We start from the raw sequence: 14,823 nt of genomic DNA on the forward strand, positions 1-14,823 counted from the left end.
TTTCGGAGATGAGGTCGGCCATGGCGAAACGCGGTGAGACTGATCTGTTCATGGCCGCCACCATGGCAGCGAATGGCGCGGCTGTCAGCGCCCGAAACGGGGGCCTGGTCGTCGGCGTCGATGAAGCGGGGCGGGGGCCGCTGGCGGGGCCGGTGGTTGCGGCGGCCGTCGTGCTGGGCGCGCAGCCGCCGGAGGGTCTTGCGGATTCCAAGGTGCTGAGCGGTTCGCGGCGCGCCAAGCTGGAGCCGCTGATCTGTGCCAGCTGCCACTGGGCGCTCGGCATCGCCGAAGTCGAGGAGATCGACCGGCTCAACATCTTCGCCGCCACCATGCTCGCCATGACCCGCGCCGTGGCTGCGCTGGAGCGGCAATTGGTTGGAAGCGCGATCCACATGGCGCTGATCGATGGCAATATCACCCCGGCCAAGCACTGCGCGGAGTGGCGCTGGCAGGCCCGCGCCATCGTGAAAGGCGATGCGACCGAGCCTTGCATCTCGGCCGCTTCGATCCTCGCCAAGGAGCACCGCGACCGGCTGATGCGGGCGGCGGCGGCGGAGTTCCCGCACTATGGCTGGGACCGCAATGCGGGCTACGGCACCGCCGAGCATCTGGCAGCGCTGCGACAGCACGGCGCCAGCCCGCACCACCGCCGCAGCTTTGCGCCGGTGGCGGCGGTCATCGACTAGGCCGCACGAAACTTTTTTCGCGAGTGAATCCGCCCGGTCACACCTACAAGATATGGAGTCCGATGGCCCGCGCAGACTCCAGATGTAGACGCGGACTCGTTCCGTTCTCACCCCTTCAGGCGCTGCGACTCGGCGGAATCCGGCGAGTCGCGGCTTGACGGCGAGTCCCGGATGATTCACCTGTCGGGCTGCATCAGCAGGGGACAAGGCGGACATGGTGGCTCTGGCAAAGGAACGTCAGGCAAAGACGGCAGCGCGCGCGCTGCGCGGCGCAGTTGCGCCGGCGGTGAGCAAACTTGCGCTCCCGCTCGGGCAGATCCTGCGCGGCGATTGCATCGAGCGGATGCGGGAGCTGCCCTCCGCCTCGATCGACCTGATTTTCGCCGACCCGCCCTACAACCTGCAGCTCGGCGGCGACCTCGCGCGGCCCGATGGCAGCCATGTCGACGCCGTGACCGACGACTGGGACAAGTTCGACAGCTTCGAGCGCTACGACAGCTTCACGCGCGAATGGCTTACCGAGGCGCGCCGCCTGCTCAAGCCCGATGGCGCGATCTGGGTGATCGGCTCCTATCACAACATCTTCCGCGTCGGCGCGTTGCTGCAGGATCTCGGCTTCTGGATCCTCAACGACATCGTCTGGCGCAAGGCCAATCCGATGCCCAACTTCAAGGGCACCCGCTTCACCAACGCGCACGAAACACTGATCTGGGCCTCGCGCAGCGAGAAGGCAAAATACACCTTCAACTACCGCGCGATGAAGACGCTCAACGACGAGCTGCAGATGCGGTCGGACTGGGTGCTGCCGATCTGCGGCGGGCCCGAACGCATCCGCAAGGATGGCGTGAAGGCGCATCCGACGCAGAAGCCCGAGGCACTGCTTTACCGCGTCATGCTGGCGACGACCAATCCGGGCGATGTCGTGCTCGATCCCTTCTTCGGCACCGGCACGACTGGTGCGGTTGCGCGCCGCCTCGGCCGCGAATTCATCGGCTGCGAGCGCGAGGAAAGCTACATCGCGGTGGCCGAGGAACGCATTGCCGCCGCGCTGCCGCTTGATGAAAGCGCGCTCACCACGATGATGAGCAAGCGCAGCGCCCCGCGCGTCGCGTTCGGGCAACTGATCGAAAGCGGCATGATTGCGCCGGGCGCGCAGCTGTTCGACCGCAAGCGCCGCTGGTTGGCGAGCGTGCGCGCCGATGGCTCGATCATGGCGGATGCCGCCACCGGCTCGATCCACAGCGTCGGTTCGGCGGTGCAGGGCGCGCCTTCATGCAATGGCTGGACGTTCTGGCACATCGAGCACGAGGGCGAGGTCAAGCCGCTCGATGCGCTGCGCCAGCTCTATCTCCTCGCGGTCGAGGACTGACGTGCTGCCGCTGCTGGGCCTGATGCCCGATCCGCTGGTGCTGCGCTGCCATGCGCGCTGGACCAAGGCGATGATCCTGCAAGCCGTGCGTCTCGCTGCGCGGCGCCGGGTGCGCTAGAACGCGGCCATGGCGCAGAAGCTCTACATCCGCCCGATCGGTCTTGCCGAGAGCCCGCAGAGCGAAGAGGGCAGGGCGATCCGTCTGGCGGGCGGGCTGGTCTATGCGGCGCGGTTTGCGCTGATCATTCGGGATGGCGCGAAAGTGGTCTCGCGCCGCCGGTTCGGTCCGGACGAGGCAAACGACGTGCTGGGCGCGCTTTCCGATGCGCTGGCCGCCGAAGCGCAGGCGCAATGGGCCAATCTCAAGGCCGTGCACGGTCCGCTGATGTGCGGCGCGCGCACACTGCGGCTCGATCAACCGCAAGTCATGGGCATCCTCAACGTCACGCCCGACAGCTTTTCCGACGGCGGCCAGTTTCTCGACAAGCCGGAAGCGGCACTGGACCATGCCTACGCGATGCTCGAAGCCGGCGCGGCGATCATCGATGTCGGTGGGGAATCCACCCGTCCCGGCGCCCCTGCCGTCTGGGAAGGCGACGAAGTCAAGCGCGTCGTCCCGGTGATTGCGAAGCTTGCCACCAGCGGCGCCGCGATATCCATCGACAGCCGCCGCTCGACTGTCATCGCCGAAGCGCTCGCGGCAGGTGCGCATATCGTCAACGATGTTTCCGCGCTGCGCCACGATCCACGCTCGGTGGAAGTCGTCGCGGCAAGCGGTGCGCCGGTCGTGCTGATGCATGCCCCCGGCGGGGAGAAGGACCTGCATGCCGACGGCCACTATGCCGATGTCGTACTTGATGTGTTCGATGCCCTGCGCGAAAGGCGCGATGCGGCGGTGGCGGCGGGGATCGCGCGCGAGAAGATCCTGCTCGATCCGGGCATCGGCTTTGGCAAGTCGCTCGCGGAAAACCTCGCGCTGATCAACGCTCTGCCGCTGTTCCATGCGCTGGGTCAGCCGCTACTGCTCGGCGCGAGCCGCAAGCGCATGATCGGTGCACTGTCCGGGGAGGCGCCTGCCCATCAGCGGCTCGGCGGATCGCTGTTGCTGGCGGCCAAGGGCTTCGAAGCCGGCGCGCAGATGGTGCGTGTGCACGATGTCGCCGATACCGTGCAGGCCCTGCGCGTCTGGCGCGGCCTGCGCGACGCGGCCCTGACGGATTTCAGCCAGCTCGAGACTTGACCGGAAGCGCGGGCGCGCCAAGCTCCTCGTTGTGCTCGCCGATATGCGGCGTCGGCCGGACTTCAAAGCCTCCGACGGAAAAGCTCACCGGGCAGCGCATCTTGAGATACGCGCCTTCGGTCGGGTGCGTGCGCTGCTGGAAGAAGTCGACCGCCTTGAGGTGCGGGTCCTCGGTGATGTCGTCGAGATCGCGCACCGGCATGCAGGGGATCTGGTGTTCGGCCATCTTCGCCGCCCATTCCGCCATGGTCAGCTTGGGCGTGCGCTTGGCCATCTCCTCATAGAACGCGCTGAAGTTGCGCATGCGCGAGGGGTAGTCGATGAAGCGCGGATCCTCGGCAAGTTCGGGCGCCTCGAGCAGCTCGATCACGACATCCATGGCATCCAGCGTATAGGGCACGATCACCACGTAACCGTCCTTGGCCGGGAAGGGCTGGCGCAGCGGATCGAGCTGGCGCGGATAGCCCGCCGGTTCCTTGGGCGGCACCAGCGCCAGCCCGTAGAGATGCTCCTGCATCATGAAATGGGTGAAGCTCTCGAACATCGGGACTTCGACGAACTGCCCTTCGCCGAAGCGCAACTTGTGGATGATCGCGGCCATGACCGCCCAGGTGCCGTGCAGCCCGGAGACCTTGTCGGCGATCAGCGAGGGCAGGAAGCGCGGCACGGGATTGCCATCGACCCGCGACAGCAGATTGGTTGTGCCCGTGGCGGCCTGGATCACGTCGTCATAGGCCTGCAGGTCGCCATACGGTCCGCCCGAGCCGAAGCCGGTGCAGTGGACATAGATGATGTCGGGCTTGATGGCCTTGACGGCGTCATAACCGAAACCCAGCCGCTCGATCGCCTTGCCGCGCACGTTGTGGATGAACACATCGGCTGCGGCGAGCTGTCTCGCGAGTGTGGCCTTGCCCTCCTCGCTCTTGAGATCGAGCGCGAGGCTGCGCTTGCCCTTGTTGAGATTGAGCGTGCAGGGGCCCATCCCGGGTGTCGCCGCAACCTTTCCGGCGTGGCGGAACATGTCGCCAGCAGGCACCTCGACCTTGATCACGTCCGCACCAAGATCGGCCAGTGTCTCGGTGGCGTAAGGTCCGAACACCACGCTGGTCAGATCAACGACACGGATACCTTCCAGCAGCTTCTGACCGGCCATTCTGGTCTCTCCTCCCGGCGGCGCACGAGCCGTCCGGCGAGAGACTTAACAGCACCGCGCGAGGGAGCAACGCTGCCATTATCGAGAGGGCTCAGGCGACGTTGTCGATGCCGAGTTCCGAGAGCTTGCGGTAGAGCGTCGAGCGCCCGATGCCGAGGCGGCGGGCGACTTCGGTCATGCGGCCGCGGTAGTGGCCGATGGCGAGGCGGATGACGTCGGCCTCGATCTCTTCGAGCGGGCGCAGGTTGCCGTCGGGCGAATAGAGCATCACGCCCGCGCCTTCGGTGCCGCTGGGCGCGGTGCGCGGGGCTTCGCCGAGCATGTTCGAAAGATTGGGGAAGTCCTGCGCGGTCAGCGCCTCGCCGTCGCAGAACACCGCCGCGCGGAACAGCGTGGCCTGCAACTGGCGGACGTTTCCCGGCCAGTCGTAGGCCGCCAGCAGCGCCAGCGCGCCGTCGGTGATGCCTAGCGGACGCAGGCCCGGCTGTTCGCCGATGCGGGTGAGGAAGTGGCGCGCGAGCGCCGGAATGTCGCCTGCGCGTTCGCGCAGCGCGGGCAGGTGAACGTGGACGCCGCTCAGTGCATCCAGCAGGCCCTTGTCGAACAGTTGCGCCTCGACCAGATCGCTTAGGTCGGCATTGCTGCACACGATCACGCGCACATCGAGGCGAAAGCTGTGGCGCGCGCCGATGGGCTGGATATCGCCGCGCTGGAGGAAATGCGCGAGGCGGGCCTGCGCGGAAAGGCAGAGCCGGTCGATCTCGTCGATCACCAAGGTGCCGCCATCGGCGTGCTGGAGCGCGCCGACATGGCGTTCGAAGGCGCCGGGGAAGGCGCCCTTCTCGTGGCCGAAAAGCACCGATTCGATCTGGTTGGCCGGAATGCCGCCGGCGTTGACGATCCGCAGCGGTGCCTTGGCGCGCGGGCTGGCGGCATGCATCGCTCGCACCAGCATTTCCTTGCCGGTGCCGGATTCGCCTTCGATCAGCACGGTGTTCTGCGTGCGCGCGGCCTTGGCGGCGACGGCGAGCGCAGCGCGGAAGCCGGGGGCGGCGCCGATCATCGAATCGAAATCGAGCGTGCCGGAGAATTTCTCGGTGAGCGGTTGCAGCTCTTCGGGCGATTCCTCGCGCCGGGTCGCGGTGCGCAGCGCCTGGAGCAGGCGATCGGGCGCGACAGGCTTGATCAGGTAGTCCGAAGCGCCCGCGCGCATCGCCTCGACCGCGAGCAGCGGCGAGGCGCTCGTCGTGATCATGAGGATGGGAAGCGCAGGGCGGCGGGCCTTGAGTTCGGCGATCAGCGCGCAGGCTTCGTCGCCGGGAACCCATTGATCCAGGATGATTGCATCGAGCTGCATGCCCTGCCGCGTGCCGAGCGTGGCAATCGCCGTCTCGGAATCGCGGGCGATGATCGTGCGCCAGCCTTCACGCGCCGCGAGCGCCGAAATGAGGCGGCACTGCGCCGGTTCGTCATCAATCAGCATCAAAAGCCGATCTGTGGGCTCAGCCATGGGTTTCCCGGTCCTTTTGCATAGTGCCGGGGTCTAGCCCATTTGGGTAAAGGTCAGATTAAGCGCAAAACCGCCGGTAACGCTTGAGCCGGGGTGGCGCGGTCGCTAGAGCATGCGGCCAACCGCACGTTTAAAATGCAATCAGGAAGGGTTTGTCATGGGCGCTACCAACAATGCCGGGAACAACATGAAGGCAGCGACGGCCACCTACGAAGGCTTCGTTGGCATGATCAAGATCGCCACTCCGGTGATCGCGCTGATCGTGCTCTTCGTCATGTACCTGATCGCCTGAGCCCTCGAATGGGGGCGGCAACAACGATCGCTGTCCTGCGCGAGCGGGCCAGCGGCGAGCACCGGGTGTCGGCGACGCCCGAGACGGTGAAAAAATTCATCGGTCTCGGTGCCGCCGTGCGCGTGGAAGCGGGAGCGGGCATGACCGCCTCGATCAGCGACGAGGCCTATGCGGCGGCGGGCGCGGAGATCGTGGCGAACGGAGCGGCAGCCGGCGCGGATATCGTGCTGGGCGTGCAGGGGCCGGAAGTCGATCTGCTCGCCGGGGCCAATCCCGGCGCGTGGATCGTCGCGGGGCTCGATCCCTTCGGCAAGCGCGAGCGCGTCGATGCCTATGCGGCGGCGGGCTACGAAGCGCTGGCCATGGAGTTCATGCCGCGCATCACGCGCGCGCAGTCGATGGACATCCTCTCCTCGCAGTCGAACCTTGCCGGCTACAAGGCCGTCATCGTTGCGGCTGACCTCTATGGTCGCGCGTTCCCGATGATGATGACCGCGGCCGGCACTGTCAGCGCCGCCAAGGTCTTCGTGATGGGCGTTGGCGTTGCCGGCCTCCAGGCGATCGCCACCGCGCGCCGTCTCGGCGGGCAGGTCTCGGCGACGGACGTGCGCTCGGCGACCAAGGAGCAGATCCAGTCGCTCGGTGCCAAGCCGATCTTCGTCGAGAACGTTGCGGGGATCGAGGGCGAGGGCGCGGGCGGCTATGCCACCGAGATGAGCCCGGAATACCAGGCTGCGCAGGCCGAGCTGGTTTCCAGCCACATCGCCAAGCAGGACATCGTGATCACCACTGCGTTGATCCCGGGCCGGCCGGCGCCGCGCCTGATCACCGATGCGCAGATCGCGACGATGAAGCCCGGTTCGGTCATCTTCGACCTCGCCGTCGCGTCGGGCGGCAATGTCGAGGGGTCGGTCGCCGATCAGGTGGTGGAAAAGCACGGCGTCAAGATCGTCGGCTATTCCAACACCGCGACGCACCTGGCCGCTGATGCTTCGGCGCTGTTCAGCCGCAATCTGTTCAATTTCCTGTCCGCGTTCTGGGACAAGGAGCAGGGCAAGCCCGTGCTCGACGAGGAAATCGGCAACGCCATCCGCCTGACGCAGGGCGGCAAGGTCGTCAACGAACGACTGCTGGGCTGAGGGGGCCTTCACCATGGACTTCATTTCAATCCTGAGCGTGTTCGTGATGGCCTGTTTCGTGGGCTATTACGTCGTCTGGTCGGTCACCCCCGCGCTGCACACGCCGCTGATGGCCGTCACCAACGCCATTTCCTCGGTCATCGTCGTCGGCGCGCTTGTTGCCGGTGCCGCCGGCGGCTCGGCCACATCCAAGTGGCTCGGCCTCGGCGCCGTGGTGCTGGCCTCGGTCAACATCTTCGGCGGTTTCGCCGTCACCGAACGCATGCTGGCGATGTACAAGAAGAAGGAGAAGAAGTGATGGAACACGTCACCACACCTCCTTGGGCCATGCTCGCCTATCTTGTTGCGGGCGTATTGTTCATCATGGCGCTGCGCGGGCTTTCGAGTCCTGCCACGTCGCGAGCGGGTAACCGCTACGGCATGATCGGCATGACCATTGCGATGGTCACCACGCTGGTCACCCACTATCCTCATCTTGATCCTGCGCGGATGCCAGCCAACGTGTCGGCCCCGATTGCGATTGATGGCGAGGCGCTGGCGCTGATCTTTGCCGCAATCGCTCTCGGCGGTGGTATAGGCTGGATTACGGCTCGCAGGATCGCGATGACCGCCATGCCGCAACTCGTAGCGGCGTTCCACAGCCTCGTCGGCATGGCCGCCGTACTCGTCGGTCTTGCTGCCTATCTCAACCCGATCGCGTTCGGCATTGCCGGCCCGGACGGGATCATTGAAGTGCAGAGCCGGATCGAGATGGGTCTCGGCATTGCCATCGGTGCGATTACCTTCTCGGGCTCGGTCATCGCGTTCCTCAAGCTCAACGGCAACATGAGCGGTGCGCCGATCATGCTGCCCGCGCGCCACGCGATCAACCTCGGCACGCTTGTCGCGATCCTCGGCCTTGTCGGCTACTTCACGCAGGATCAGTCGGCTTGGGTGATCGCGGTCATCACGGCGCTCAGCTTTGCCATCGGCTTCCTGCTGATCATCCCGATCGGCGGTGCGGACATGCCGGTGGTCGTCTCGATGCTCAACTCGTATTCGGGCTGGGCCGCGGCGGCGATGGGCTTCACGCTCCATAACACCGCGATGATCATCACCGGTGCGCTGGTGGGCTCGTCGGGCGCGATCCTTTCATACATCATGTGCAAGGCGATGAACCGCAGCTTCATCTCGGTGATCGCGGGCGGCTTCGGCGCGGCGCCGGAAGCGGCAGCGGGCGGCGGCGCCAAGGTGCAGCGCCCGTGGAAGCGAGGCTCGGCGGAGGACGCGGCGTTCCTGATGAAGGAAGCCGAAAACGTCATCATCATCCCGGGCTACGGCATGGCGGTGGCGCAGGCCCAGCACGTGTTGCGCGAGATGGGCGACCTGCTCAAGAAGGAAGGCGTCAACGTCAAGTACGCCATCCACCCGGTCGCGGGCCGCATGCCCGGTCACATGAACGTGCTGCTCGCCGAAGCGAACGTGCCCTACGATGAAGTCTTCGAGCTCGAGGACATCAACGGCGAGTTCGCGCAGGCCGACGTCGCCTTCATCATCGGCGCCAACGACGTGGTCAATCCGGCGGCGAAGACCGACAAGTCCTCGCCGATCTACGGCATGCCCGTGTTCGACGTCGACAAGGCCAAGACGGTCATGTTCATCAAGCGCTCGATGGGCGGTGTCGGCTACGCCGGCGTCGACAATGACGTGTTCTACATGGACCAGACCATGATGCTCCTCGCCGACGCCAAGAAGATGGTCGAGGATATCAACAAGGCGCTTGCCCACTGAGCGAGGAACTTTCGTCAGCACACAAGGGAAGCTTCGTCCGGGTGCTGTCACCCGGCGAAGTTTTCCTGCTGACGATCTCGGCGCTGTCTCCCGTCCTTTCGGTCTTTATCGGCGGCAATGCCATCATGCACCTGGCCGGTACCGGTGCGGCGATCGGCTTTATCGGCGGAGGGATACTCGCAGCCACGATGGCTCTGCTGTTCGCCGAGCTTTCGGCGAATTATCCTGGCGCGGGCGGCGTCTATCCCGCGCTCAATGCGATCCTCGGGCCGCGCTGGACCTTTCCTTTCGTCATCCTGCGCACGGTGATCATCTTCCCGCTCATCGCATTCGGTGCGGTGGGAGCAGTGCCTTACATCCGCTTGTTTCTGCCATGGTTGCCGCCAGACGCGGCGGCGCTTGGCACGCTGGCCTTGGCGGCACTGATCGCCTCGTCGCAGATCCGCCGGGGAGCGCAGGTGATCGCGGCGTTTCTGGTGGTTGAACTGCTTGCGCTGGCCGTGCTCACCGGCGCGGCGATCATGCATTTCAAGGCCGCGAACCTCGGCCTCGTGCTCAGCCCGGTGATGACGGCGGGGCGGGACAGTCTCGCCGCGACACCGCCTGCCAGCGTGGCGCTGGCCGTGGTCGCTGGCGCGTTCATGTCCGCAGGAGCCGACTGGGCGACGTTCTTCGCCGAAGACATGCGCGATGCAAAGCGCCGCATGGGTCCGGTCGTCGCGTGGACCGGCCTTGTCGCGGCGCTGTTCATTGCCTTGCCGACCGTCCTGATGATCCTCGCAATGGACGATGTGCCCGCGACGCTGTCCGCCGAGGCGCCGATGGCCCATTTCCTTGACCGGGCTACCAATCCGCTGGTCAGTTCGCTCGTGTCACTGGGCATCATCGCGGCGATCTTCAACAGCGTCATCGCCATCCTGATGGCGCTTTCGCGGCAGCTCCACGCGATGGGCCGCGACGGGGTGTTCGTGGCGCCGATCAACCGCGTGCTGCGCATCGTGCATCCCCGCACCCGCGCGCCGACTGGGGCACTCCTGCTGCTGCTGGTGATCGGCGGGCTCTGCACGTTCCTTGGAGAACGGCGGCTTGTGCTGCTTACCAGCGGCAACTTTTCCGAATGCCTGCTGCTGGGCCTTGCCGTGCTGGCGGGGCGCAAGGCGGGCAGCCTGACCGGGCATTTCCACATCCGCCTGCACCCGCTGGTCCCGGTGATTGCGCTGCTGCTCAGTGTCTCGATTGTCGCGGCAAGCTGGGCTGATGCGGATACCGGGCGGGTCTCGATGACTTTGCTCGTTTCGGTGTTTGTCGCGGCATTTCTGTGGCATGAGTGGGCGCATCGGACGGGCCGGGCCACGGTCCGCCTCACCGGGAGCGATCTGGAATGACTGTCCGCGCCAGTGCGGCTGCACTTGCTGCCCTTGCCATCTTCGTCACCGCCTGCACGCCGGCAAAGCTGGCCGAGGGGCGAGTGCGTTCGGCGCTGCTTGATGCCGGGCTTTCCGAACCCAACGCTGCCTGCATGGCCGAGCGGATGACCGACCGGCTCACGCTGGGGCAGTTGCGCAAGCTGCAGGCGCTCCAGTCTCCCAAGCGTTCGATAGCTGATTACGTGATGACTGTCCGCCGCGTTGGAGATCGCGAACTGATCGAAGTCACGGTCGGTTCGGCGCTCCTCTGTGCCAGCGGTCTGGCGCCGGAGCGCAAGCCCGGCTAGGGCGCGCTCATCCTGTTCCGGCTTGAGGTTCCATTCCCGCATGCAGGCCCGTTTGCCATGACCCGCGCACCTTGGGCCTGCGATCCCGAACGCTCGCGCGGGCGTGAATTCGCCGTCGCAGGAGAGACGATGCGGGGCCCGCGCAGCATGTTCCAGCGCGACCGCGACCGGATCATCCATTCCATCGCGTTCCGCCGCCTGCGCCACAAGACGCAGGTGTTCATCGCGCCCGACGGCGATCACTACCGTGTGCGGCTGACCCACAGCCTCGAGGTTGCCCAGATCGGCCGCGTGATCGCGCGCGCGTTGGGGCTCGACGAGGACCTTACCGAAGCGCTCTGCCTCGCGCACGATATCGGCCACCCGCCGTTCGGCCATGCGGGGGAGGATGCGCTTGAAGAGGCCATGGCAGACTGCGGCGGCTTCGATCACAACGCCAACACCTTGCGCGTGCTGATGCGGCTCGAAAGCCCCTATCCGCGCCATGATGGCCTGAACCTGACGTGGGAACTTCTGGAAGGCCTCGCGAAGCATAACGGCCCGGTCTACCAACCGACCTGGGCCTTGGCGGAGCTCAACGCTGCCTTCCCGCTGGAACTGGCGCAGCACGCCTCGCTGGAAGCGCAAGTCGCGGCAATCTCGGACGATATCGCCTATGACAACCACGACATCGACGATGGGCTGCGCGCCGGGTTCCTGACGCTCGACACGCTCCTGTCGCTGCCGTCACTGGAAGCGCAGTGGCGCGACATCGAAGCCCGCTTCGCCGGCGCCCCGCGTGATCGGCTGCTGCGCGAGCTGGTGCGCGGGCAGATCGGGCGCATGGTCAATGACGTCATCGGTGAGACGCAGCGTCGGCTGAACGAGAGCGGTGCACAGAGCGCTGACGCGGTGCGGGGCGCTGGCCGCCCGCTCTGTGGTTTCTCGGCAGCGATGGCAGCGGAAGAGCGCGAACTCAAAAGCTTCATGTATCGGACGCTCTACCTGCATCCCGAGCAGGTAGAGACCGCGAACCGGGCAAGAGCGGTGATCGCGCGGCTGTTTGAAACCTATCGCGCCGCGCCGGAAAATCTGCCCGAAAGCTGGCGGGAAGGCCTTCCTGCCGAGGAACCCGCGCGCAGCCGCCACATCGCGGACTTCCTTGCCGGGATGACCGACAAGTACGCGATGGACTGCTATGCAAAGCTGTTCGGCGAACGGCCCGAGGGGCTCAGCAACGTCTAGTCGTGGATTGCATCGGAACCGGCCTTGCCGACCGATTCAATGTCCCGGCCCGCGCCCTTGACCGTGTTGCAGGCGGCCGTGCCAAGCAGCAGGCCAGCCAGCGCTACGGAAAAAATCACCTTGCGTACCATGGTCGTTGTCCCTTTAATCACCTGATTAAGCCGCGCGTCCCGACCGGGTCCGTACGTCTCCTGCATGATGCGGGATAACGTGCGCAGGCCCTCAAGGTTCCGACGCGGCACAAGGGTGAGGACAGGTTGATGCGCGAGACGGCGGGTTTCGAGACATTCGATGCGTTTTTCCGGCACTGGGCGGAAGTGAAGCCCGATGCTGTCGCGCAGGAGCAGGATGGCCGCGTCACGACTTATGCCGATATCGAGGTGTTTTCGCGCCGTTTTGCCGCCTTTCTGGCCGCGCATGGGGTTGTGAAGGGCGACCGGGTCGCGTGGATCGGCAAGAACAGCGACCTCTATTTCCAGATGCTGCTCTCGTGCGGGCGGATCGGCGTTGTCATGGTGCCGATCGGGTGGCGTCTGGCTCCGGCGGAAATGGCCTATATCCTTGAAGATACGCGGGCGAAGCTGGTGTTCGCGGGCGAGGGGTTCGAGGCCGTCTCGCACCAGCTTGCCGCCGAGGCGCCGCAGCGTCCGCAGGTGATCGAGGAAGCTGAGGCGCGGGCGGCCATTCCGACCTGTCCGGCTGATCCTGTCACGGCGGCAGAACCGGAAGCGGCGTTCCTGCAGCTCTATACGTCCGGCACGACCGGCAGGCCCAAGGGCGCGGTGCTCTGCCAGCGCAATTTCATGGGGCTGCGCGCGCCGGCGCTCGATGCCGGGCTGCCCTGGGCGGAATGGGACGATGACGAGGCGATCCTCGTCTGCATGCCTTGCGCACATATCGGCGGTACCGGCCTCGGCACGATGGCCTTTTGCGCGGGCGTACGGGCGATCGTGCAGGCTGAGTTCACCGCGGACGGCGCGCTGACGGCGATCGGGCAGGGGATCACCCGCTTCTTCATCGTCCCTGCCGCCCTCCAGATGCTGATCCAGCATCCCAAGGCGACCGAGACCGATTTCACCCGCCTCAAGTACGTGATGTACGGCGCCGCGCCGATCCCGCTCGAACTGTTGCGGCAGGCGGTGACGACGATCCCCAACGCGTCGTTCATGCAATGCTACGGGATGACCGAGACGACCGGAACCATCGCAGTGCTGCCGCCTTCGGACCACGACCTTGAAGGGAATGCGCGCATGCGTTCGGCGGGGAAGGCTTCCCCGGGGGTCGAGATCCGCATCGTCGACAGCGAAGGCAACGAAGTGCGCCGCCACACCGTCGGCGAGATTCAGACACGCTCGGCGGCGAACATGCTGCATTACTGGCAGCTGCCCGAAGCGACGGCCAAGACGCTCACCAGCGATGGCTGGGTCTGCACCGGCGACGCCGCCTATATGGACGAGGACGGCTATGTCTTCATCCAGGACCGGATCAAGGACATGATCATCTCGGGCGGCGAGAACGTCTACCCGGCGGAAGTCGAAAGCGCGATCTACGGACATCCGCAGGTTGCCGAAGTCGCGGTGATCGGCGTGCCGGACGCGCGCTGGGGTGAGGCGGTGAAGGCCTGCGTCGTCCCGCGCGAGGGCTGCGAAGTCGATGAGGCCAGCGTGATCGCGTGGGCGCGCGAGCGGATCGCCGGGTTCAAGGTGCCCAAGTCGGTCGACGTGATCCCGGCACTGCCGCGCAACCCTTCGGGCAAGATCCTGCGGCGGAACCTGCGCGAGCCCTATTGGGAAGGCATGGACCGGCAGGTCAACTAGGCTGCAGGTGGCCTTGATCCAGCAGCGCTGCCGCGCACCTGTTCGCGCCAGGCGATAATCAGGCCCGCCGCGATGATGGCGGGGGCGCCGATCCATGTCTGCGCCGGGGGCACGTGCGCGAAGACGAGCCAGCCCCAGAGGGTCGCCCAACCGAACTGCGAATAGTCCATCACGATCACGCTGGAGACGCTGCCGTAGCGCAGTGCGGCGGTCATAAGGAGCTGCGCCGCAAGGCCCGTCGCACCAATGCCGCCCAGCATGGCCCAGCCAGCGGCATCGTGGTGCGGCAGGCCCGTCCACAGCATGAACAGCGCCATCGGCGGGGCGCAGAAGGCGGAGAACCAGAACACGATGCTCACCGGCTCCTCGGTGCGGCCAAGATCGCGCAGCTGGATCGAGATGAGCGCGACCATGAACGCGGCGCCGATGCCGGTAGCAAGGCCGCTAAACGGAAGATGCGCGCGGTCCGGCCCCGCGATGATGACGATGCCGATGAGACCGAGCGCGACCGCCGTCCAGCGCCACAAGCCGACCTTCTCTCCGAGCAGCACGACCGCGAGCAGCACGGCGAAGATCGGTGCGGTGAAGCCGAGGACGGTGGCTTCGGCTAGCGGCAGGATCTGCACCACGCCGAGCGTCAGGAACATGCCCAGCCCGCCGATGAGCGCGCGGCGGGCGTGGATGAGGGGGCGCTTGGTGTAGAGGCGCCCGATCTCGCCGCGCGCGGCCAGCCAGCCCAGCAGTGCGATACCGGGCAGAAACTGCCGCCAGAACAGCGTTTCGGGGAGGCCAATGCCGTGCTCGCCGGTGAGCTTCACCAGCAGCAGCATGACCGACAGCGCCAGCATCGCCATGAGGCGCAAGCCCAGCGCGTAGATCGGTCGTTGGCGGGTCGGCATGCCTCCCGCC

Annotated in this window: 15 protein-coding genes; 11 read left to right on the forward strand and 4 right to left on the reverse strand. The window is 66.1% G+C overall.

Translation table 11 applies throughout. From position 1 onward, the window contains the following. The first annotated feature begins 62 nt into the window (after window positions 1–62). From IP83_RS16980 to folP, 3 genes are all read left to right on the forward strand, one after another. Window positions 63–686, forward strand: a complete 624-nt coding sequence (locus IP83_RS16980; protein WP_054123440.1) for a ribonuclease HII — start codon at window positions 63–65, stop codon at window positions 684–686. Window positions 687–900: 214 nt separating this feature from the next. Then, window positions 901–2,055, forward strand: a complete 1,155-nt coding sequence (locus tag IP83_RS16985) for a site-specific DNA-methyltransferase (RefSeq protein ID WP_054123421.1) — start codon at window positions 901–903, stop codon at window positions 2,053–2,055. 127 nt (window positions 2,056–2,182) lie between these two features. After that, a complete protein-coding gene (folP, locus tag IP83_RS16990; protein ID WP_054123422.1) occupies window positions 2,183–3,295 on the forward strand; it encodes a dihydropteroate synthase in 1,113 nt (370 codons plus the stop codon). Here the strand turns inward: folP and IP83_RS16995 are convergent. Both IP83_RS16995 and IP83_RS17000 read right to left on the reverse strand, forming a co-directional pair. Further along, complete coding sequence (locus IP83_RS16995; protein WP_054123423.1) at window positions 3,276–4,448, reverse strand: CaiB/BaiF CoA-transferase family protein; 1,173 nt, start codon at window positions 4,446–4,448, stop codon at window positions 3,276–3,278. The two genes, folP and IP83_RS16995, sit on opposite strands and share 20 nt — an antisense overlap. Before the next feature lie 91 nt (window positions 4,449–4,539). After that, window positions 4,540–5,958, reverse strand: a complete 1,419-nt coding sequence (locus IP83_RS17000; protein WP_054123424.1) for a sigma-54 dependent transcriptional regulator — start codon at window positions 5,956–5,958, stop codon at window positions 4,540–4,542. Between the two features lie 157 nt (window positions 5,959–6,115). Between IP83_RS17000 and IP83_RS19695 the strand changes: the two genes are divergently transcribed. The 7 genes from IP83_RS19695 to IP83_RS17030 are packed head-to-tail and all read left to right on the forward strand — an operon-like array spanning window position 6,116 to window position 12,097. Next, the gene (locus IP83_RS19695; RefSeq protein ID WP_082364796.1) at window positions 6,116–6,250 is read left to right on the forward strand and encodes an aa3-type cytochrome c oxidase subunit IV; all 135 of its coding nucleotides are present in this window, start codon (window positions 6,116–6,118) and stop codon (window positions 6,248–6,250) included. 8 nt (window positions 6,251–6,258) lie between these two features. After that, a complete protein-coding gene (locus IP83_RS17005) occupies window positions 6,259–7,389 on the forward strand; it encodes an NAD(P) transhydrogenase subunit alpha (protein ID WP_054123425.1) in 1,131 nt (376 codons plus the stop codon). 13 nt (window positions 7,390–7,402) lie between these two features. Next, window positions 7,403–7,687 (forward strand): NAD(P) transhydrogenase subunit alpha, encoded by a 285-nt coding sequence (locus IP83_RS17010; RefSeq protein ID WP_054123426.1) that lies wholly within the window; start codon window positions 7,403–7,405, stop codon window positions 7,685–7,687. Further along, window positions 7,687–9,159 (forward strand): NAD(P)(+) transhydrogenase (Re/Si-specific) subunit beta, encoded by a 1,473-nt coding sequence (locus tag IP83_RS17015; protein WP_054123427.1) that lies wholly within the window; start codon window positions 7,687–7,689, stop codon window positions 9,157–9,159. The genes IP83_RS17010 and IP83_RS17015 overlap by 1 nt, the downstream gene beginning before the upstream one ends. Before the next feature lie 41 nt (window positions 9,160–9,200). After that, the gene (locus IP83_RS17020) at window positions 9,201–10,544 is read left to right on the forward strand and encodes an APC family permease (RefSeq protein ID WP_054123428.1); all 1,344 of its coding nucleotides are present in this window, start codon (window positions 9,201–9,203) and stop codon (window positions 10,542–10,544) included. Next, window positions 10,541–10,873, forward strand: a complete 333-nt coding sequence (locus IP83_RS17025; protein WP_054123429.1) for a hypothetical protein — start codon at window positions 10,541–10,543, stop codon at window positions 10,871–10,873. The genes IP83_RS17020 and IP83_RS17025 overlap by 4 nt, the downstream gene beginning before the upstream one ends. Window positions 10,874–10,930: 57 nt before the next feature. Beyond that, window positions 10,931–12,097 (forward strand): deoxyguanosinetriphosphate triphosphohydrolase, encoded by a 1,167-nt coding sequence (locus tag IP83_RS17030; RefSeq protein ID WP_054123430.1) that lies wholly within the window; start codon window positions 10,931–10,933, stop codon window positions 12,095–12,097. Here the strand turns inward: IP83_RS17030 and IP83_RS17035 are convergent. Next, complete coding sequence (locus IP83_RS17035; RefSeq protein ID WP_054123431.1) at window positions 12,094–12,228, reverse strand: entericidin A/B family lipoprotein; 135 nt, start codon at window positions 12,226–12,228, stop codon at window positions 12,094–12,096. The genes IP83_RS17030 and IP83_RS17035 overlap by 4 nt on opposite strands. Before the next feature lie 129 nt (window positions 12,229–12,357). On the opposite strand from IP83_RS17035, the gene IP83_RS17040 reads away from it, so the two are divergent. Further along, complete coding sequence (locus IP83_RS17040; protein ID WP_054123432.1) at window positions 12,358–13,914, forward strand: long-chain-fatty-acid--CoA ligase; 1,557 nt, start codon at window positions 12,358–12,360, stop codon at window positions 13,912–13,914. Here the strand turns inward: IP83_RS17040 and IP83_RS17045 are convergent. After that, window positions 13,911–14,823, reverse strand: a 913-nt coding sequence (locus IP83_RS17045) for a DMT family transporter (RefSeq protein ID WP_369817036.1), incomplete at its 5' end; no start/stop codon positions are given. The genes IP83_RS17040 and IP83_RS17045 overlap by 4 nt on opposite strands.

Origin of the sequence: Novosphingobium sp. AAP93 (genome assembly GCF_001296055.1) — a bacterium.
Taxonomy (GTDB): Bacteria; Pseudomonadota; Alphaproteobacteria; order Sphingomonadales; family Sphingomonadaceae; genus Novosphingobium.